Genomic DNA, 18612 nt, shown 5'->3' on the forward strand with positions numbered 1-18612 from the left:
TGAAAAAAAAGGATGAACCATGAGAAACCTGTGCGCGCTGCTTTTGCTGTTAATCATCCCCTCAGTCCGGGCCGCCAACTCGCTGATGATCTGGCCCATTGACCCCGCCATAGCCTCTGAAGATAAAGCCAGCGAGCTCTGGCTGGAGAACCGCGGCAGCAGCAGCACCATTATGCAGGTACGCATTTTTGCCTGGCAGCAGCGCGAGGGCCAGGAGCAGTATCAGACGCAGCAGCAGGTCGCCGCCAGTCCGCCTATGGTGCGGCTGGAGCCGGGGCAAAAACAGCTGGTACGCCTGATCAAACAGACGCCGCCCCCTGCCGGTCAGGAGAGCGCCTATCGCGTGGTACTTGATGAGATCCCGTCGCCGCGTAAGCCCGGTGATAATCAGGCCGGGCTTAACTTTCAGATGCGCTATTCCGTTCCGCTGTTTGTCTACGGCAGCGGTCTGACGCGCGACAGCGCAAAAGCGGTGCTGAGCTGGCGCGAAGTCAGCAGCGGCGGCAGGCGCTGGCTGGAGCTGACCAACAGCGGCAGCGGCCATGCGCGCCTGAGCAATGTCCGCGCCGGCGGAGCCGCCCTGGGCAACGGCCTGTTTGGCTATGTGCTGGCACACAGCAGCCAGCGCTGGCCGGTCAGCCAGCCCCTGCGCGGAGAGCTGGCAGCCGATGTCAACAACCGCGCCTGGCGCAGTACTGCCGCACGCTAATGACGCCTGCGCCCTCGCGTTATCTGCTGCTGGGCAGCGTACTGATGATCCTGCCCGCGCACGGGCGTGCGGAGAGCTGGTCTGCGCTGCCGCCTCCGCCCGCGCTGGAAAGCAGCGCACAGGGGCAGCAGCTGATGCTGGAGTTAATTATCAATCAGCGCGCGCGCGGCGAAATTGTTGCCGTTGAACATCAGCAGGATCATTTCTGGCTGCGCCGCAGCGATCTGCTGCAGGCGGGCGTGGCGGCGGAAAAGCTGCCGGATGAGCGGGTCGATCTTCGGCAGCTGCCTGGCGCGGATGTCACCTATGATGAAACCCGGCAGCGGCTGCTGCTGACGGTGCCGCCGGCCTGGCTGCCGGCGCAGCGGCTCGGGCAGGCTGAGCAGCGTCCCCGCTTTCCGGCGCGCGCCAGCAACGGGGCGCTGCTGAATTACGACGTTTATCTGACCCACACCGACCGGGCCGGCTCACGTCTCTCCTCGTGGAATGAGTTACGGCTGTTCGGCCCGGCAGGACAGTTCTCCTCTAACGGCGTCTATACGCAGCAGCTGAATGGATCGCTCAGCGGTCAGCAGGAGGGATATCTGCGTTACGACACCTGGTTCAGCAATGAGAATGAAGACGCCGCGCTCAGCTGGCGGGTGGGCGACCTTATCACTGACGCCCTGAGCTGGAGCAACAGCGTGCGGCTGGGCGGGGTGCAGATAGCGCGTGATTTCAGCGTGCGTCCCGATTTAGTAACTTATCCGCTGCCTGCCTTCAGCGGCCAGGCGGCGGTGCCCTCCTCGGTCGATCTGTTTATTAACGGCTATCGCAGTGCGCAAACGGCGGTGCAGCCCGGTCCGTGGTCGCTGACCAACATCCCCTTTGTCAATGGTGCCGGGGATGCGGTGATCACCACCACCGATGCGCTGGGGCGTCAGGTCACCACCACGCTGCCCTTTTACGTGTCGGCCAGCCTGTTAAAAAGTGGCCTGTCTGATTACGCCTTCTCTGCCGGCGCTGTCCGGCAAAATTATGGTGTGAAGAGTGCCGACTACGGCGCTGCCGCTGCCAGTGGCTCCTATCGCTACGGTATCAGCGACTGGCTGACGCTGGAGTCGCACGCTGAAGGCAGTGATGACGTTGTCATGGGCGGTGCGGGCGGCCTGCTGAAAGCGGGAAGCCTGGGCGTTATCAACGCGGCGGTGGCGCAGAGCGACGCGCAGGGCCAGAGCGGCACGCAGTACAGCTGGGGATATCAATATAACAACAGCTGGTTCAGCCTTGGCACCCAGCACATTCTGCGCGATACCACGTTCAGTAATCTGGCGCTGATCGGCAGCCGCAGTGAAAGCGCCGACAGCCGCTATTCACTCGCGCGTCGCAGCGCACAATATACGGCCAGCCTGTCGCTCAGCGACTACGGCAGTCTGGGACTCGCTTATCTCGATATCAGCGGCGGCTACGGTGAGCGCACGCGTCTGTGGAACCTGACCTGGAGCAAAAACCTGTGGGGCAACAGCAGTCTCTATATCTCAGCCAGCCGCGATCGCGACCTCGGTAGCTGGGACGGAGCGATTTCACTGGTGATCCCGTTTGGTGAACAGAGCAGCGCCTCTGTCAGCGTGGAGCGCGATCGCCAGGGGCGCAGTAACCAGCGGCTGTATGCCTCGCGGGCAATGCCCACTGAGGGGGGAATCGCCTGGGACGCCTCCTGGGCACGCCAGGGGGGAGACAGCGGCGATTATCGTCAGGGCAGCCTGCGCTATCGCAATAACCGGATCGATACGTCAGCCGGATTCTGGGGCGATGATGACAATACAACGCAATGGGCAGATCTCTCCGGTGCGCTGGTGCTGATGGATAACCGCCTCTTTGCTGCTAATGATATCAACGACGCCTTTGTGCTGGTGAAAACCCGCTATCCCGGCGTGACCGTGCGCTATGAGAACCAGACGATGGGGAAAACTGACGGCCAGGGCTATCTGCTGGTGCCAGCGGTCAGCAGCTACTACGGCGCAAAATATGATATCGATACGCTGGATCTGCCTGCCAGTGTCGCCGCGTCCCGGGTTGAGCAGCGCATTGCCGTGAAGCGTAAAAGCGGTTTTCTGCTCGACTTCCCGATTGAGCCGCTGCGCGCCGCCAGCGTTATTTTGCACGACACGCGCGGTCAGCCGCTGCCGCTTGCCAGTCAGGTGCTGCGCGCAGGTAAAGAGAGCAGCTATGTGGGCTGGGATGGCATCGTCTGGCTGGAGAATTTGCAGGCGCGTAATACGCTGCAGGTTATCACGCCCGATGGCCGTCAGTGTGAAACCACGTTCAGCGTCGCGCGCGGCGAACCAGAGGCGCTGAAGACCTATGGCCCGCTGGTCTGCGCGCTACCTCTCCCGCAGCCCGGCGCCGGTGCGCTGGCGCAGACACCCTCAGCAGGATTACAACATGATTAAGTTACTATTGATGCTGGCATTGCTGCTGCCCGGCGCCAGCTATGCGCTCTGCCCGCTCTCCGCTTCGCCGGCCAGCTTTGGCAGCCAGACCACTTTTTCTGTGCAATCTCAGGTTATCCCCACGTCCGCCAATACGAATGTCAACTGCGGCTCCGCCACGCTTAATCTGCTGGGCAACGACTACATTGCCTATGCGTTTACCGCTGCCAGCTACCTGAACGGGACCCGCGCCACGCTGAAAGCGAGCGCCGGCGGCAGCGATAACGTTCCGATCCAGCTTTGTGTCGACAGCGCCTGCGCCACCGAACTGCGTCAGGGCAACAGCTACCGCTGGAACGCCTCGGCGCTGCTGGCGCTGGGCAACAGCCTCAACTTCACTATCCCGCTCTATTTCCGCACCGTGCCGGGCCAGGTGATTGCGGCAGGCACATACACCACCACCCTGACGCTGACAGTCAGCTACAGCGTCTGTACCAGCGCCGGCGTGGCCGGAATATGTCTGGGAACCGTGCAAACCAGCAGCGGCACCGCCCTGCCGCTGACCGTGACGCTGGTGGTCACCAACGACTGCACCACCATTACCGCCCCGAACCTCAACTTTGGCAGCGCGCCGCTGGCGGGTAGCTTCTCTGCCGTTCAGCAGACCATCAGCGTGGTCTGCTCTAAAGGGAGCACCTATAGCGTTGGGCTGAGCAACGGCAATAATTTCAGCGGCACCGCGCGGCAGATGGCAAATGGAGCCAGCCGGCTGGCCTATGACATTTATAAAGACGCGGCCACGACCTCGCGCTGGGGACCCTCCGGCAGCGATCGCTGGAGCAGCACAACGTCAACCTCGCTTAATCCCGATACGGTAACGCGCAACTTTACCTACACGGCCCGGATACTGACGACGCAGGCGACGCCGGCAGCCGGAAACTACACGGATAACGTGGTGGTGGACGTGGCGTTTTAGCGGGGGAGAGAGCCGGCCGCAGGGCGCGGCCGGAAAAGCATCAGAGTGAGGCGCTGGCGGGCGTTACCGCGTGGCGCTGCTGATACTGTCTCACCATCCGGCCAATCAGCAGTGTGCCTGCCAGTCCGCAGACGGCAGCAAATGAGAGCCAGATGCCGGGCATCGCTTTATCGCCGGTGGCATGAATAAGGTAGCTGGAGATGGCTGGCGTAAAGCCGCCAAACAGTGCGGTCGCCAGGCTGTAGGCCAGGGAAAAGCCGGATGCGCGCACCTCTGCCGGCATAATCTCTGCCAGATAGACCACCATGGCACCGTTGTAGCTGGCATAGAGAAAAGAGAGCCACAGCTCCGCTTCGACCAGATGCGCAAAGCTCGCGGAACCGGTGAGCCAGTGCAGCACCGGCCAGGCCGTCAGGATCATTAGCACGGTAAAGATAATCAGCAGCGGCCGCCGTCCGACCCGATCGGAAAGTGCCCCCATAACCGGCAGCCAGAAGAGATTGGATATCCCGACAAACAGCGTGACCAGAAAGCTCTGCTTATCGCTCATCATCAGCACCGTTTTGCCAAAGGTTGGCGTGAAAGCGGTGATCATGTAGAACATAACGGTGGTGGTGACCACCATCAGCATGCCCGCCAGCACCAGCGCCCAGTTCTGTCCGACTGACCGCACAATCTGGCGCATCGAAGGATGCGTTTTACGCTGGCTGAACGCCTCTGTCTCCTCCAGCATGCGGCGGATCCAGAACAGAAACGGCACAATCATACAGCCCACCACAAACGGAATACGCCAGCCCCATTCGGTAACGGCCTCTTTTGCCAGTATATGATTCAGCCCCAGTCCCAGCAGCGCAGCGAAAATCACCGCCACCTGCTGACTGCCCGACTGCCAGCTGACCCAGAACCCTTTACGTCCTTTGGGCGCAGCTTCTGCGAGATAGACTGAGACGCCGCCGAGTTCTACCCCCGCGGAGAAGCCCTGCAGCAGGCGTCCGAGCAGGATCAAAATTGGTGCCGCAGCGCCAAGCGTGGCGTAACCCGGCACCAGCGCAATGGTCAGTGTGCCAATCGCCATCAGCCCCAGCGTCAGCAGCAGGCCTTTGCGCCGGCCGTGATGGTCGATATAGGCACCCAGCACAATGGCGCCCAGCGGACGCATAAGAAATCCGGCGCCGAAGGTCATCAGCGTCAGCATCAGAGAGGCAAAGGGATCGTCGCCGGGAAAAAAGGTTTTCGCGATGGCGGTGGCGTAGTAGCCAAAGACCATAAAATCATACATCTCAAGAAAGTTACCGCTGGTAACGCTAAAGATGGTTTTCGCCCCGCTGCGCGCAGGTTTTTGCAGAGATAACTGGCTGCTCATACTGTCCTTCCTGGTTTTTTACCCGTTGTAGCCTGCTCAGCCAGGAATGAATGTGATCTGAATCACCATTGTGCTTTACAAAGACTGACAAAAGGTAACAGGAAATTAACAATGCAGGGCGGTTCTGACAGCCGCTCTGCAGAAAGCAGATATAAAAAAAGCCGCTGTTATCAGCGGCTTTCTCTTCGGCAAAACAGTCCGGCTATTTGCCGGCCGTTTCCATTCCCATCAGGCCAATCTTCAGATAGCCCGCTGCGCGCAGCTGGTCCATCACCGCCATCAGCGTGGCATAGTCCACTGATTGATCGGCCTGGAAGAAGATAGTGGTCTGCTTATCTCCCGCGGTCTGCGCAGTCAGCGCGTTTACCAGCGTCTCTTTCGTCACCGCATCATTGCCGATATAGATCTGCTTATCCGCTTTGATTGAGAGATAGACCGGCTTCTCCGGACGCGGCTGCGGTGCGCTGGTGGACGCTGGCAGGTTAACGCGTACATCTACCGTTGCCAGCGGTGCCGCCACCATAAAGATAATCAGCAGCACCAGCATAACGTCGATAAACGGCGTGACGTTAATCTCATGCATTTCGCTGTCGCCAGCGGCCTCATCGTTTAAACGCATCGCCATAATGATTATCCTGCGCGCAGCTTATGCGTAGCGGCCGGACGGCTGGTTTCCGCCGCGACGTGCGCCGTGCCGAGATCGAGATCGCGGCTTTGCAGCAGCAGCACCTGGGCTGCGACGTCACCCAGCGACGCTTTATAATTGGCAATCATGCGCGCAAAAACGTTGTAAATAACCACGGCAGGAATAGCGGCAACCAGGCCGACTGCTGTCGCCAGCAGCGCTTCAGCAATGCCAGGCGCGACCACGGCAAGATTGGTAGTCTGCGTTTTAGCGATGCCGATAAAGCTATTCATAATGCCCCATACGGTACCGAACAGGCCGATAAAAGGCGCCACGGAACCGATGGTTGCCAGAAAACCATTGCCGCGCCCGGCATGACGACCGAACGCCCCTACCCGACGCTCAAGGCGAAAACTGGTGCGATCCTTGATGCCCGCCAGATCGTCTGTGCCCGCTGACAGCGTCAGCTCCTCGCGCGCATCGGCCAGCAGTACAGCACTGTGACTGCTGGCTTTAAAGCTCTCTGCCGTACGGTAAGCGTCAGCCAGCGAGCGTGCTGCGCCCAGCGCCTGCTGCTCTTTTTTCAGGCGACGTTTCGCGGCGCTCAGTTCAGCATATTTGCCAAAAAAGATGGCCCAGGTCACGACGGATGCCAGTAACAGGCCAATCATGACAATTTTAACCACGATGTCGGCATGCTGGTACATCCCCCAGACGGAGAGGTCTGTCTGCATTAAATCACTGGCTACCACGCTGCATCTCCAGATTCTGTTGTAGAGTTCACGACTGAAGAGACGATCATAGCAAAAAAAAGGATCTAAGTGATAGTCGTTCTCATTACTATTTACAAAGCAGCGCCTGCTGCTGCTGTGCCTGCACTGCCGGGCTGGTGCCACTCTGATAATCGGTAAACAGGCTCAACCCCTCCCCTGATTCGTGGTAACGTGAATGCTTTGTAAGATGGGTCAGGACAGGCAGTGATGGCTACGAAAAAACTGGATACCGCGCTGGTGAGCGCAGGACGTAATAAACGTTATACGCAGGGCGCGGTGAACAGCGTAATACAGCGCGCCTCATCCCTGGTTTTTGATACCGTCGCGGATAAACAGCGCGCCACCGCCGGGCGGGCTGAAGGCGAACTCTTTTATGGCCGTCGCGGCACGCTTACGCACTTTTCGCTGCAGGATGCGATGACCGAACTGGAAGGTGGCGCAGGCTGTGCACTCTATCCCTGCGGCGCAGCCGCCGTTGCCAACGCCATTCTGGCGTTTGTTGAAGCGGGCGATCACGTGCTGATGAGCGGAGCGGTCTACGAACCGACGCAGGATTTCTGCAGCAAAATCCTCACCAAAATGCAGGTCACCACCACCTGGTTTAATCACTGTATTGGCAGTGAGATCGGTGAACTGGTGCAGCCCAATACCCGCGTGGTGTTTCTTGAGTCGCCGGCGTCGGTGACGATGGAAGTGCAGGATATCCCGGCGATTGTTGCCGCCGTACGTGCCAAAGCGCCCGAGGCGATTATCATGCTGGACAATACCTGGGCGGCGGGCGTGCTGTTTAACGCGCTGTCGTTCGGGATTGATATTTCTATCCAGGCCGGCACCAAATATATCATTGGTCACAGCGACGCCATGATTGGCACCGCGGTGGCCAACGCCCGCTGCTGGCCGCAGCTGCGTGAGAACTCTTACCTGATGGGGCAGATGGTCGATGCGGATACGGCCTATATGGCGAGCCGCGGTCTGCGCACCTTAGGCACCCGCCTGCGCCAGCACGAAGAGAGCGCGCTGCAGGTGGCGGAGTGGCTGACTGGCCGGCCTGAAGTGGCGCGGGTCAATCATCCGGCGCTGGCGCAGAGCCCGGGACACCGTTTCTGGCAGCGCGACTTCAGCGGCAGCAGCGGCCTGTTTTCATTTGTGCTGCATGAGCGGCTGGATGCGCAGCAGCTGGCAAATTATCTCGATCGCTTCCATCATTTCAGCATGGCCTATTCGTGGGGCGGTTATGAGTCGCTGATTCTGGCCAGCCAGCCCGAAGAGCTGGCGGCGATTCGCCCGGCAGGCGGCGTCGACTTTACGGGCACGCTGATACGTCTGCATATCGGTCTGGAGCACGTCAGCGACCTGCTGGCCGATCTGCAGGCGGGTTTTGACCGCTTAACGAATTAAACCAACCTTCAACCATCCGTGGCTCGCCGTGTCAGATCAACGCGCCGGCGGCTGCGGAGGGCTACTATAAAAGCCTTGTAACTCGACGGGATAGCAGATGGGTGTTTTACATGAGATTGTCCAGGCGCTCTGGCATCAGGATTTTGCTGCGCTGGCCAATCCGGATGTCGTATGGATCGTCTACGGCGTGATGTTTCTGACGCTGTTTCTGGAAAATGGCTTGCTGCCGGCGTCGTTTCTGCCGGGTGACAGCCTGCTGCTGCTGGCGGGCGCCATGATTGCTAAAGGCGTAATGGACTTTGTGCCGACCATGGTGATCCTGACCACTGCCGCCAGCCTCGGCTGCTGGCTGAGCTATCTGCAGGGGCGCTGGCTGGGCAATACAAAGCTGGTCAAAAGCTGGCTGATGCATCTGCCCGCGCAGTACCATCAGCGCGCCTGGCATCTGTTTAACCGCCACGGCCTGATGGCGCTGCTGGTGGGCCGTTTCCTGGCGTTTGTGCGCACGCTGCTGCCTACCATGGCGGGTATCTCCGGACTGCGTAACAGCCGTTTTCAGCTGTTTAACTGGTTAAGCGGCGTGTTGTGGGTCGGCATTGTCGTTACGATGGGCTACGGCATCAGCCAGGTGCCGTTTATCAAGCGGCATGAAGATCAGGTTATGGCTATTCTGATGATCCTGCCGCTGGTGCTGCTGTTTACCGGGCTGGCCGGCAGCATTTTGGTGATCTGGAAAAAACGCCGTCAGAAAACCTCTTAATTATCACGCCGCGTCAAACGGCAGCGTCTGCACCGTTTGACGCGCGCGGCTGACCTCTTCACCCGGTGTTGTGCCAAACAGCCGTTTGAACTCCCGGGAAAACTGTGACGGACTCTCATACCCTACCCGCAGCGCGGCTGTACTCGCCTTTACGCCATCCTGCAGCATCATCAGCCGCGCCTGATGCAAACGATAGCGTTTGAGGTACTGCAGCGGGGACGTCTGCGTTACCGCCTTAAAGTTGTGGTGAAAAGCGGATACGCTCATGTTGACCTCGGCCGCCAGCGTCTCAACGCTCAGGCTGCCGGCAAAGTGCGTTTCTATCCGCCGCAGCGCGCGCGCAATCTGACTGAACTGCGTCTGCCGGTTAACCAGCGACAGCAGCGCCCCGCCAATCGGACCGGTGAGCACATAATAAAGGATTTCCCGTACCAGCTGCGGGCCAAGCACCCGTGCATCGCGCGGATGGCTCATCACATCCAGCAGCCGCTCTGCGGCACACAGCATCTCTTCGCTCAGCCAGGCAGAATGAATACCCGAGGTCTGCACCGCGGGCTGAAACTGCTCATCATCACCGATATCCAGCAGCAGATCCTGCAGCGAAGCGGTATCCACGCTCAGACACATGCCCGCCAGCGGCGCATCGGGCGTGGCTTCCGTTTCGCACTCAACCGGCAGCGGCACCGTCAGCATCAGATATTTACTGGCGTCATAGTGAAAGACCGTGCTGCCGAGGTAGCCGGTTTTGCGTCCCTGAAACAGGATCACAATGCCGGGCTGATACATCATCGGCGTCCGCGGCAGCGTTTCGCTGGCGTAAATGAGCCGGACATTTTTCACTGCACAGTGCGGTTTTTGCGGGTCGCACATTAGCGCGATGACCCGGCGGGCAAGCTGGCGACACAGGGCGTCATGGGACATGGCGGCTTTCCGGATAAAAAATTCAGTGTGCCGCAACGCTGCACAAAGCTCTACTCCCCTGGAGGATCAGGCAAGATTTTTGCAGAAAAGGGTCAGAGTCCGCTCTGGCAGAGCGATCCGCACTGCACGTTTGTTGTCTAGACTTAAGCACACAGTTTTTCCATTCAGCGATCGCAATGAAAAAGGAGCCCCTATGGCAGATCAACCTATTATCAAACTGCGCGACGGCAATATGATGCCGCAGCTTGGCCTCGGTGTCTGGCAGGCAAGTCAGGAAGAGGCGCATACCGCCGTACTGAAAGCGCTGGAAGTGGGTTATCGCTCTATCGATACCGCTGCCGCCTATAAAAATGAAGAGGCGATTGGCAGGGCGCTGAAGGATACGCCGGTAGCGCGCGACGATATCTTCGTCACCACCAAGCTGTGGAATGATGACCAGCAAAATGTGCAGCAGGCGATGGAGACCAGCCTGGAGAAACTGCAGCTCGACAGCGTTGATCTCTACCTGATGCACTGGCCCTGCCCGGAAAAAGATCACTACGTTGCGGCATGGGAGAAGATGATTGAGCTGCAGCAGCAGGGCCTGACCAAAAGCATCGGCGTCTGCAACTTCCATGAGGCCCACCTGAAACGCCTGATTGATGAAACCGGCGTGACGCCCGTCGTGAATCAGATTGAGCTGCATCCGATGCTGCAGCAGCGTACGCTGCACGCCTGGAACGCACTGCATCAGATCCAGACTGAGTCCTGGAGCCCGCTGGCGCAGGGCGGCGAAGGGGTGTTCGATCAGGCGATTATCCGCACGCTGGCGAAAAAGTATGGCAAGAGCGCGGCGCAGATTGTGATCCGCTGGCATCTCGACAGCGGCCTGGTGGTGATCCCGAAATCAGTGACGCCGGCACGCATTGAGGAGAACTTTAACGTCTTCGATTTCCGGCTGGAGAAAAGTGAGATCAGCGAAATCACTAAACTGGATAAGGGCCAGCGTCTGGGTCCCGATCCGGAGACGTTTAACGGCTAGAGAAGCACAATGATTGCGGCCGCCCTCACGGCGGCCTTTTTCTTTTTCAGGAAAGCGGATTAACGACCATCTGCCCTGCCGTACCGCGATCGGCCAGTTCCAGCGTCTGGCTGTAATAGACAAACGGGAAGTGATCGCTGGCGCTTTGCGGAAAACTCACCAGCAGTTCCACACTGCCGTCAACCCAGACGGTATCTTTCCAGCCGCGATCTTCGCCCATCGACTGCGCGCCGTTGACGCTTTTGATAAGGAACATGACGCCCTGAATATGCAGCGACTGCGGGCGATCGGCGTGAATAATCCAGCGCTCAAACGTTCCCTGCTGCGTTGTGGTATCGATGCGGTTCATATCCCACAGCGCGCCGTTAATGCCCGGTACGCTGTCGCCAATACGAAATTCGCGCGTCCGCACCGCCACGCCGTCGAGGATCTGATCGGCCAGCAGTCGCATCGGCAGGTTATCGGTGACCAGCGGCAGCAGCCCGGTCGGGCGCAGCGTCAGCACCAGCGTGTTGGTCAGAATGGATGAGGGTTCAAACAGGCCGCGCAGGCGATCCATAATCCCTGCCGCCGTGCCCGCCGTGATTGACACTTCATCCCCCTGCGACATATCCACCAGCACCTCACGCCGTTCGCCTGGCGCCAGAGAGAGCGTCTGCACCGCGACCGGCGAAGGCAGAAACCCCTGATCGCTGGCAATAACGGTAAAAGGGCGACCGTCTGAAAAACGCAGGTCAAAGCGGCGCGCATTGGCGGCATTCAGCAGGCGCAGGCGCACCCAGCCGCGGGAAACATCCACATAGGGATTCTGCACGCCGTTAACCAGCAGCGTATCACCAAGAAACCCGCCCTCTGATGGCGGGTTATAGACCGGGGTGGCGAAGTTATCGAGGCGCTTATCCTGAATCACCAGTGGAAAATCATCCACGCCGTAGTGCTTAGGCAGCGGCAGCGATTTGCTGACCTCATCTTCAATCAGCCACATTCCCGCCAGGCCGTTATAGACGTGCGGTGCCATATGATTCGGCGTGCTGGCGTGATACCACAGCGTCGCCGCCCCCTGCCGGATGGGCAGCACCGGCGACCAGTCAGCACCCGCTGACATCATGCGCGGCGCCCCACCCATCAGCGCGCCCGGCACCTGCAGGCCGCTGACCGTCATCGCCACCGGCTCATTAAGCCGGTTGCTGTAGATAAGCTTGACGTCATCACCGCTGTAAACCCGCACCGTCGGCCCCAGATAGAGGCCGTTAATGCCCCAGACCGGAACTTTGCTGCCGCTGCCCGTAAACGACCAGTGGCTGCGCTGCAGCGTCAGAAACAGCGGCTGTCCGCGGCGGGATTCAATCAGCGGCGGGACCGGCAGCGGGACATCGCCAGCAGGAGTAGCGGCGCGGGCTGAAAAAGTCAGTGCCGGGGAGGCCAGCGCAACGCCGGCAGAAAGCTGAATAAAGTGACGTCTGCTGCAAGACATAAAACTTCAGACCTTTTGAGCGGGGCGTAAAACGCCGTGTCCATGTTGTTGTTGTTAATTTTGCTGTGGTGCACGGGGGTGGCATCCACCACCCCCGGATAGGGCTCAGATTTTACCGTTTTTTTCGCGTTCAGCGACTTCTGCGTTTAACTCTTCCAGCTTAGCAGACATTATTTCACGGCAGTGGGTCGCCAGCTTACGCACAGAGGTGGTCTCAAACTGTGCGGTATCGACCGGTGGCAGCATCTCTACAATCACCAGGCCATTCTTCCAGCGATTCATATTAATTTTGCCATGCGTATTGGAGACGACGATCGGGATAATGGGTACGCCAGCGGCGACGGCAGCGTGAAACGCGCCGGTCTTAAACGGCAGCAGGCCACGTCCGCGGCTGCGCGTGCCTTCCGGGAACATCCAGAATGAGATACGCTTCTTTTTAAATTGCCCGACAATCTCTCCGATAGTGCCGTGCGCTTTCGCCCGGTTGTCGCGATCGATCAGCAGGTTGCCTGTCAGCCAGTAGAGCTGCCCGAAAAACGGGATCCACAACAGGCTCTTTTTGCCCACGGTAACGGTGGTCGGCTGTACGATTTTCGCCGCCGTGATCATGTCATAGTTGTTCTGATGGTTTGCAATATAGATAGCATTACCGTAATTCGCCGCCTCAGGAGGCTTACGCAGCTCAACTTTAACGCCCAGCACTCCGGAGAGCCGGCCAAAAAGATGGCCAAACGTCGCGACATGGCGCGGGTTGCGCGGCGAAAACAGGCACCAGATGCTGCCGAAGACACAGACCAGTACGGAATAGATGATAATAATTATCGCGCGTAAAATTAGTAACATAGCGTCCTCAAAAAAGTACTCCTTCGCAGATAACCCGATTACTCTGCACTTGCGTCACGCTTAGGGCGTGCCGGCGCGTTGACTTCAACGCTGTCAATACGCTGCAGGCCGCGTGATACGCTGCCGCGACGGCCGCGATCGGCACGCACTTTCTGCAGATCTTCATCGCGCAGGATCAGCTTACGTTTACCCACATAGAGGGTAAGAGTGCTGCCCGGCGTCAGAATCAGTAGCCACTGCAGCCGGTCGGCACCGGAGGCAGCATCTGCGGCAGGAATTGAGATAATTTTATTGCCTTTGCCTTTAGACATTTGCGGCAGGTCAGCCACCGGGAACATCAGCATTCTGCCCGCCTGGGTGATTGCCAGCAGCATGTCATCGCCGGAATTGACCGCCAGCGGCGTCATGACGCGCGCATTCTCCGGCAGCGTCAGCAGCGCTTTACCGGCGCGGTTGCGCGATACCAGATCGGCAAAGGTACAGATAAAGCCATAGCCGGCATCAGAGGCCATCAGCAGCTTCTGATCGTCCGCTTCCATCAGCACCTGCTCCATCACTGCGCCCGGCGGAAGCGTCAGCTTGCCGGTCAGCGGTTCCCCCTGCCCGCGCGCCGACGGCAGCGAGGTGGGATCGAGCGTATAGCTGCGGCCGGTGGAGTCAATAAATGCCACCGGCTGATTGCTCTTGCCGCGCGCCGCCGCCCGATAGCTGTCTCCCGCTTTATAGCTCAGGCCGGCAGGGTCGATATCGTGCCCTTTGGCGCTGCGCACCCAGCCCATCTGCGACAGCACAATGGTCACCGGCTCAGCGCTCACCAGCTCATTTTCACTCAGCGCTTTCGCCTCTTCGCGCTCGTGCAGCGGCGAGCGGCGCTCGTCGCCGTATGCCTGGCTGTCAGCCTGCAGCTCTTTCTTCAGCAGGCTGTTCATTTTCCGCTCAGACGCCAGCGTGGCCTGCAGCTGATCGCGCTCTTTCTCCAGTTCGGCCTGCTCGCCGCGGATCTTCATCTCTTCGAGTTTCGCAAGATGACGCAGCTTCAGCTCCAGAATCGCTTCGGCCTGCGTTTCGCTGATTGCAAAGCGCGACATCAGGACCGCTTTGGGTTCATCTTCACTGCGGATAATGTGGATCACATCATCAATGTTCAGAAACGCGACCAGCAGCCCCTCAAGGATATGCAGGCGGCGCAGCACGCGCTCCAGCCGGTAATTCAGACGGCGCGTGACCGTATCGCGCCGGTAGACCAGCCACTCAGAGAGGATCTCCAGCAGGTTTTTCACTGCCGGACGGTTATCCAGACCAATCATGTTCAGGTTAACGCGGTAGCTCTTCTCCAGATCGGTGGTGGCGAAGAGATGGTGCATGACCTGATCGAGATCGACGCGGTTAGAACGCGGCACAATCACCAGCCGCGTCGGGTTTTCGTGATCGGATTCGTCGCGCAGATCCTCAATCATCGGCAGTTTTTTGTTACGCATCTGGGCGGCGATCTGCTCCAGCACGCGCGCGCCGGAGACCTGATGCGGCAGCGCAGTGATCACTGCCTCACCCTCTTCTTTTTTCCAGACGGCGCGCTGACGTACCGATCCACGCCCGTTCTGGTAGATCTTGCGGATCTCTTCACGCGGCGTGATGATCTCTGCTTCCGTCGGATAGTCAGGACCCTGCACAATATCCAGCAGCTCATCCAGCGTGGTTTTGGGTTTGTCGATCAGCCGCACCGCGGCTTCAGCCACTTCGCGCAGATTGTGCGGCGGGATATCCGTTGCCATGCCGACGGCGATACCGGTGGTGCCGTTAAGCAGAATGTTGGGCAGCCGCGCCGGCAGCATTTTGGGTTCCTGCAGCGTGCCGTCAAAATTCGGGATGTAATCAACCGTGCCCTGGCCCAGCTCGCTGAGCAGCACTTCCGCATATTTAGAGAGGCGCGATTCGGTATAGCGCATCGCGGCAAAAGATTTGGGATCGTCCGGTGCGCCCCAGTTACCCTGACCATCAACCAGCGGATAACGATAGGAGAACGGCTGCGCCATTAATACCATCGCTTCGTAACAGGCGCTGTCGCCATGCGGATGATATTTGCCCAGCACGTCACCGACGGTGCGCGCTGACTTCTTAAATTTGGCGCTGGCGCTCAGGCCCAGCTCTGACATGGCGTAGACGATACGGCGCTGCACCGGCTTCAGACCGTCACCGATATAGGGCAGCGCGCGATCCATAATCACATACATGGAGTAGTCCAGGTACGCTTTTTCGGTAAACTTGTGCAGGGCAAGACGCTCTGCACCATCCTGCGTCATTTCGCTCATTACGTTTGCATCCTCACTTCGTGGCCCGCACCGGCGGGTCATTTGGCGAGGATAGTACCTTATTCACGCGAGTTAGTCACAGAGAAGCCGTGTCTCTGCGGCAGAAAGGTTTGCGTTAAAAAACAACAGCGCAGCAGGCGGATCCGGCCGCTTTTGCCCTTTGATAAAACCGCTGATTTTGCTGCAGAAAACCCGGTGTGACGTCATACCGCATCAGGGCACTTTACCCAGCCACGCTTGCTGGATCGCCGCATATTCGCCCGTGGCAGTCGCCAGATGCAGCCACTGATCCACGTAGAGTTTCCAGCTCATATCATCGCGCGGCAGCATGTAAGCTTTTTCACCATACTGCATCGGCTTATCCGGATTAATGGCGCATAGCGACGGATAGTGCTGCTGCTGAAACTGCGCTTCAGACGCGTCGGTGATCATCACGTCCGCTTTTTTATCCGCCAGCTGCTGAAAGATGGTCGTATTCTCTGCCAGCTGCAGCGTAGCCTGCGGCAGATGGCTGTGCACGAACGCTTCGTTAGTGCCTCCGGCAGGCTCGATGACCCGCACCTCACGCCGGTTTATCTGCGCAATGGTCTGATAGCGCGCTTTGTCCTCGCAGCGCACCAGCGGGATTTTGCCATCTGTGCCGAGCGGCCGCGCAAACCAGGCGATTTTCTGACGCTTCAGCGTGACCGATACGCCGCCCAGCGCGATATCGCACTGGCGGGCAACAAAATCGGCGCTCAGTTTTTTCCAGGTGGTCGGCACCCACGCGACTCTGGCGCCCAGGCTGGCGGCCAGCGACTCCGCCATGCTGATATCCAGCCCTTCATATTTTCCATCACTGCGCAGAAAGCTGTAGGGCTTATAGTCGCCAGTGGTACAGACGCGCAGCGTCTGCTGCTGCTGAATGAGATCGAGACGTGACTGCGCCTGAGCCGTGCCCGCTACCAGCAGCAGCGCGATAGTGATCTGTTTTTTCATAGCCTCTTCTTATTTTAATTCCGGGTTGCGCACAGAGTGTTTCACACGCCGGAGCATTATTGCTTTATAAGCAACAGTATTGTGACCCGTGGCACGTTTTTCCCCGCAACTTTCGCGCGTAGAGTGTGCCGTATCAAACTAACATTCAGGTGCAAAACAGTATGAGCAACATTCTGATCATTGACGGTGGCAAAACCTTTGCTCACTCAAAAGGCGAACTTAACCATACGCTGACCGACGTCGCGGCCAGTCAGCTGCGCTATCTGGGTCATCAGGTCTCTGTCACGCTGGCCGACAGTAACTACGACGTCGCAGAGGAGATCCAGAAGTATCTGGACAGCGATGTGGTGATCTATCAGATGCCGGGCTGGTGGATGGGCGAGCCGTGGACGGTGAAGAAATATATCGATGAGATCTTTACCGAAGGTCACGGCAAACTTTACGCCAGCGATGGCCGCTCACGCAGCGACGCCAGCAAAAAATATGGTTCCGGCGGCCTGATTCAGGGTAAAAAATATATGCTGTCGCTGACGTGGAACGCGCCGCTGGAAGCCTTTACTGAAGCCGATCAGTTCTTTGAAGGCGTGGGCGTGGATGGCCTTTATCTGCACTTCCATAAGGCCAACCAGTTCCTCGGAATGGAGGCGCTGCCCACCTTTATCTGCAACGACGTTATTAAACAGCCCGATGTGCCGCGCGATATTGCGCGTTATCGGACTCATCTCAGCGCAATCTTTGCTTAACTGTAAGCACAACGGTAAAAGAGGAAGCGCTATGTTAACAGTCGTCGCTGAAATTTGTGTTAAACCGGGCCGTCGTCAGGCGGTGCTGGATGCTATCAATGAGCTGATTCCGGCGGTACTGCAGGAAGAGGGTTGCCATCAGTATGATGCGCTGCTCGACCATCAGGCGCAGGTGCCATGGAAGCAAAACTCACCTGACTCCATCTTTATGCTGGAGCAGTGGGCCTCGCTGCGCGCGCTGGAGCAGCATCAGCAGATGCCGCATATGGATGCACATCGCGCCCGCATCAAAGACGACGTGGTGGATGTGAAAATCCTGGTGCTGGAACCGGCCAGCTGACCCTCTCCTCAGGCAACGCTCTGGCTATGCCGGAGCGTCTGCCGCCCGAATGCTTAAATCAGCTGCTGACGCTGGATTTTCTCCTGCAGGAAATCGAGAAAGCAGGTGACGCGCGAACTCAGCGTCTGGTTGCGATAGTAGACGGCGTGCACCGGCAAACGTAGCTCCCGGGTTTCGCTCGCCAGCACATCCATCAGCCGCCCCTGTTCGCGATCTTCCCGGCTGACAAAATCAGAGAGCCTGACAATACCCAGCCCCTGCAGGGCCAGCTGGCGCAGCGTTTCGCCGCTGGAGGCGGTCAGGGTGGGTTTAATACGCAGAAACTCCCCCTCCTGCTGCCAGACGGGCCAGATGTTATGGGTATCCAGCTGGCTGAACCCGATCAGCTGGTGCTGGCTCAGCGCGGCTACGCTATCGGGTATGCCATGTTTTGCCAGATAGTCCGGACTGGCTACCAGTCGCGTCGCGCTGCTGCCTAACACCCTGGCGCGCAGCGTCGAGTCGCGCAGTTCGCCAATGCGAATAGCGATATCCGTTTGCTGTTCCAGCAGATCGATAACGATGTCGTCGGTGTTGAGTTCAAGTTCAATTTGCGGATAGCGTTGCCGGAACTCCGCCAGCAGCGGCACGATGACGTGCAGCATAAAGGGGGTATTGGCGTTAATGCGCAGTCGCCCGGCAGGCGTCTCACGGCGGCGGGCTATCTGCTCTTCGGCCCGCTCAACGGAGGTGAGGATCTGGCGGGCGTGCTCAAGAAAAATCGCGCCCTCATCGGTCAGCGCCAGACGGCGCGTGGTGCGGTGCATCAGCGTGGTCTGTAACTTACTCTCCAGCCGGCTGAGCGCGCGGCTGATACCGGAGGTGGTCTGCTCCAGCTGTTCTGCAGCGGCGGTGATCGAACCGCTGTCGACCACCGCCACCCAGGCGCGCAGCTCTTCGAGAGTAATTTTCACCGTGTTATCCTCAGC

Annotated in this window: 17 protein-coding genes; 8 read left to right on the forward strand and 9 right to left on the reverse strand. The window is 58.8% G+C overall.

Translation table 11 applies throughout. The features are described 5' to 3' along the window. Positions 1 to 19: 19 nt before the first annotated feature. From B4056_RS01265 to B4056_RS01275, 3 genes are read left to right on the forward strand one after another with little or no spacing between them, the layout of a single operon-like run. Positions 20 to 709 (forward strand): fimbrial biogenesis chaperone, encoded by a 690-nt coding sequence (locus tag B4056_RS01265; protein WP_071669240.1) that lies wholly within the window; start codon positions 20 to 22, stop codon positions 707 to 709. Beyond that, complete coding sequence (locus tag B4056_RS01270) at positions 709 to 3141, forward strand: fimbria/pilus outer membrane usher protein (protein ID WP_150034622.1); 2433 nt, start codon at positions 709 to 711, stop codon at positions 3139 to 3141. The genes B4056_RS01265 and B4056_RS01270 overlap by 1 nt, the downstream gene beginning before the upstream one ends. Next, positions 3134 to 4096: a Csu type fimbrial protein gene (locus B4056_RS01275; RefSeq protein ID WP_113655798.1), complete on the forward strand. Its 963-nt coding sequence runs from the start codon at positions 3134 to 3136 to the stop codon at positions 4094 to 4096. The genes B4056_RS01270 and B4056_RS01275 overlap by 8 nt, the downstream gene beginning before the upstream one ends. 40 nt (positions 4097 to 4136) lie before the next feature. Here the strand turns inward: B4056_RS01275 and B4056_RS01280 are convergent, their stop codons facing one another. The 3 genes from B4056_RS01280 to exbB all read right to left on the reverse strand — a co-directional run bounded on the left by B4056_RS01280 (position 4137) and on the right by exbB (position 6818). After that, the gene (locus B4056_RS01280) at positions 4137 to 5459 is read right to left on the reverse strand and encodes an MFS transporter (protein ID WP_094110967.1); all 1323 of its coding nucleotides are present in this window, start codon (positions 5457 to 5459) and stop codon (positions 4137 to 4139) included. Positions 5460 to 5661: 202 nt separating this feature from the next. Then, on the reverse strand, positions 5662 to 6084 hold the full coding sequence (exbD, locus tag B4056_RS01285) for a TonB system transport protein ExbD (protein ID WP_039380171.1): 423 nt from the start codon (positions 6082 to 6084) through the stop codon (positions 5662 to 5664). Positions 6085 to 6089: 5 nt separating this feature from the next. Then, on the reverse strand, positions 6090 to 6818 hold the full coding sequence (exbB, locus tag B4056_RS01290; RefSeq protein WP_186368988.1) for a tol-pal system-associated acyl-CoA thioesterase: 729 nt from the start codon (positions 6816 to 6818) through the stop codon (positions 6090 to 6092). Between the two features lie 246 nt (positions 6819 to 7064). On the opposite strand from exbB, the gene metC reads away from it, so the two are divergent. Then, complete coding sequence (metC, locus tag B4056_RS01295; protein ID WP_104085429.1) at positions 7065 to 8255, forward strand: cystathionine beta-lyase; 1191 nt, start codon at positions 7065 to 7067, stop codon at positions 8253 to 8255. A 97-nt stretch (positions 8256 to 8352) separates the two neighbouring features. Then, on the forward strand, positions 8353 to 9015 hold the full coding sequence (locus tag B4056_RS01300) for a DedA family protein (protein ID WP_288653554.1): 663 nt from the start codon (positions 8353 to 8355) through the stop codon (positions 9013 to 9015). Positions 9016 to 9018: 3 nt separating this feature from the next. On the opposite strand, the gene B4056_RS01305 is transcribed toward B4056_RS01300, so the two are convergent. After that, on the reverse strand, positions 9019 to 9936 hold the full coding sequence (locus B4056_RS01305; RefSeq protein WP_094110970.1) for an AraC family transcriptional regulator: 918 nt from the start codon (positions 9934 to 9936) through the stop codon (positions 9019 to 9021). Positions 9937 to 10129: 193 nt separating this feature from the next. Here B4056_RS01305 and dkgA point away from each other — a divergent pair, with 193 nt between their 5' ends. After that, entirely contained in the window at positions 10130 to 10957 is an 828-nt protein-coding gene (gene dkgA / locus B4056_RS01310) for a 2,5-didehydrogluconate reductase DkgA (protein ID WP_039380182.1), read from the forward strand. A 46-nt stretch (positions 10958 to 11003) separates the two neighbouring features. Here dkgA and ftsP read toward each other — a convergent pair whose 3' ends face one another. The 4 genes from ftsP to B4056_RS01330 all read right to left on the reverse strand — a co-directional run bounded on the left by ftsP (position 11004) and on the right by B4056_RS01330 (position 16561). Next, entirely contained in the window at positions 11004 to 12431 is a 1428-nt protein-coding gene (gene ftsP, locus B4056_RS01315) for a cell division protein FtsP (protein ID WP_071669236.1), read from the reverse strand. A gap of 105 nt (positions 12432 to 12536) precedes the next feature. After that, positions 12537 to 13274 (reverse strand): 1-acylglycerol-3-phosphate O-acyltransferase, encoded by a 738-nt coding sequence (locus tag B4056_RS01320; RefSeq protein ID WP_039380186.1) that lies wholly within the window; start codon positions 13272 to 13274, stop codon positions 12537 to 12539. A 38-nt stretch (positions 13275 to 13312) separates the two neighbouring features. Beyond that, the gene (gene parC, locus B4056_RS01325; protein WP_113655799.1) at positions 13313 to 15583 is read right to left on the reverse strand and encodes a DNA topoisomerase IV subunit A; all 2271 of its coding nucleotides are present in this window, start codon (positions 15581 to 15583) and stop codon (positions 13313 to 13315) included. Between the two features lie 213 nt (positions 15584 to 15796). After that, complete coding sequence (locus tag B4056_RS01330; RefSeq protein WP_094110971.1) at positions 15797 to 16561, reverse strand: transporter substrate-binding domain-containing protein; 765 nt, start codon at positions 16559 to 16561, stop codon at positions 15797 to 15799. A gap of 161 nt (positions 16562 to 16722) precedes the next feature. Between B4056_RS01330 and B4056_RS01335 the strand changes: the two genes are divergently transcribed. Together B4056_RS01335 and B4056_RS01340 are read left to right on the forward strand one after the other, a co-directional pair. Next, on the forward strand, positions 16723 to 17304 hold the full coding sequence (locus tag B4056_RS01335; protein WP_288653561.1) for an NAD(P)H-dependent oxidoreductase: 582 nt from the start codon (positions 16723 to 16725) through the stop codon (positions 17302 to 17304). A 31-nt stretch (positions 17305 to 17335) separates the two neighbouring features. Next, a complete protein-coding gene (locus B4056_RS01340) occupies positions 17336 to 17644 on the forward strand; it encodes a putative quinol monooxygenase (RefSeq protein ID WP_039380197.1) in 309 nt (102 codons plus the stop codon). Positions 17645 to 17697: 53 nt separating this feature from the next. Here B4056_RS01340 and B4056_RS01345 read toward each other — a convergent pair whose 3' ends face one another. After that, positions 17698 to 18597, reverse strand: coding sequence for a LysR substrate-binding domain-containing protein (locus tag B4056_RS01345; protein WP_039385639.1), 900 nt, complete (start codon positions 18595 to 18597; stop codon positions 17698 to 17700). Between the last annotated feature and the right edge of the window lie 15 nt (positions 18598 to 18612).

The sequence above is a fragment of the Pantoea sp. UBA7232 genome (assembly GCF_002473195.1).
In the GTDB taxonomy this organism is placed as follows: Bacteria; Pseudomonadota; Gammaproteobacteria; order Enterobacterales; family Enterobacteriaceae; genus Pantoea; species Pantoea eucrina.

Excerpts from the sequence above, each read along its gene's own strand:
- B4056_RS01300 (WP_288653554.1), top strand. The coding sequence starts at position 8,353 with ATGGGTGTTTTACATGAGATTGTCCAGGCGCTCTGGCATCAGGATTTT.
- ftsP (WP_071669236.1), bottom strand. The coding sequence starts at position 12,431 with ATGTCTTGCAGCAGACGTCACTTTATTCAGCTTTCTGCCGGCGTTGCG.
- B4056_RS01320 (WP_039380186.1), bottom strand. The coding sequence starts at position 13,274 with ATGTTACTAATTTTACGCGCGATAATTATTATCATCTATTCCGTACTG.
- parC (WP_113655799.1), bottom strand. The coding sequence starts at position 15,583 with ATGAGCGAAATGACGCAGGATGGTGCAGAGCGTCTTGCCCTGCACAAG.
- B4056_RS01335 (WP_288653561.1), top strand. The coding sequence starts at position 16,723 with ATGAGCAACATTCTGATCATTGACGGTGGCAAAACCTTTGCTCACTCA.
- B4056_RS01270 (WP_150034622.1), top strand. The coding sequence starts at position 709 with ATGACGCCTGCGCCCTCGCGTTATCTGCTGCTGGGCAGCGTACTGATG.
- metC (WP_104085429.1), top strand. The coding sequence starts at position 7,065 with ATGGCTACGAAAAAACTGGATACCGCGCTGGTGAGCGCAGGACGTAAT.
- exbB (WP_186368988.1), bottom strand. The coding sequence starts at position 6,818 with ATGCAGACAGACCTCTCCGTCTGGGGGATGTACCAGCATGCCGACATC.
- B4056_RS01305 (WP_094110970.1), bottom strand. The coding sequence starts at position 9,936 with ATGTCCCATGACGCCCTGTGTCGCCAGCTTGCCCGCCGGGTCATCGCG.
- B4056_RS01275 (WP_113655798.1), top strand. The coding sequence starts at position 3,134 with ATGATTAAGTTACTATTGATGCTGGCATTGCTGCTGCCCGGCGCCAGC.
- B4056_RS01280 (WP_094110967.1), bottom strand. The coding sequence starts at position 5,459 with ATGAGCAGCCAGTTATCTCTGCAAAAACCTGCGCGCAGCGGGGCGAAA.
- dkgA (WP_039380182.1), top strand. The coding sequence starts at position 10,130 with ATGGCAGATCAACCTATTATCAAACTGCGCGACGGCAATATGATGCCG.
- B4056_RS01340 (WP_039380197.1), top strand. The coding sequence starts at position 17,336 with ATGTTAACAGTCGTCGCTGAAATTTGTGTTAAACCGGGCCGTCGTCAG.
- B4056_RS01330 (WP_094110971.1), bottom strand. The coding sequence starts at position 16,561 with ATGAAAAAACAGATCACTATCGCGCTGCTGCTGGTAGCGGGCACGGCT.
- B4056_RS01265 (WP_071669240.1), top strand. The coding sequence starts at position 20 with ATGAGAAACCTGTGCGCGCTGCTTTTGCTGTTAATCATCCCCTCAGTC.
- exbD (WP_039380171.1), bottom strand. The coding sequence starts at position 6,084 with ATGGCGATGCGTTTAAACGATGAGGCCGCTGGCGACAGCGAAATGCAT.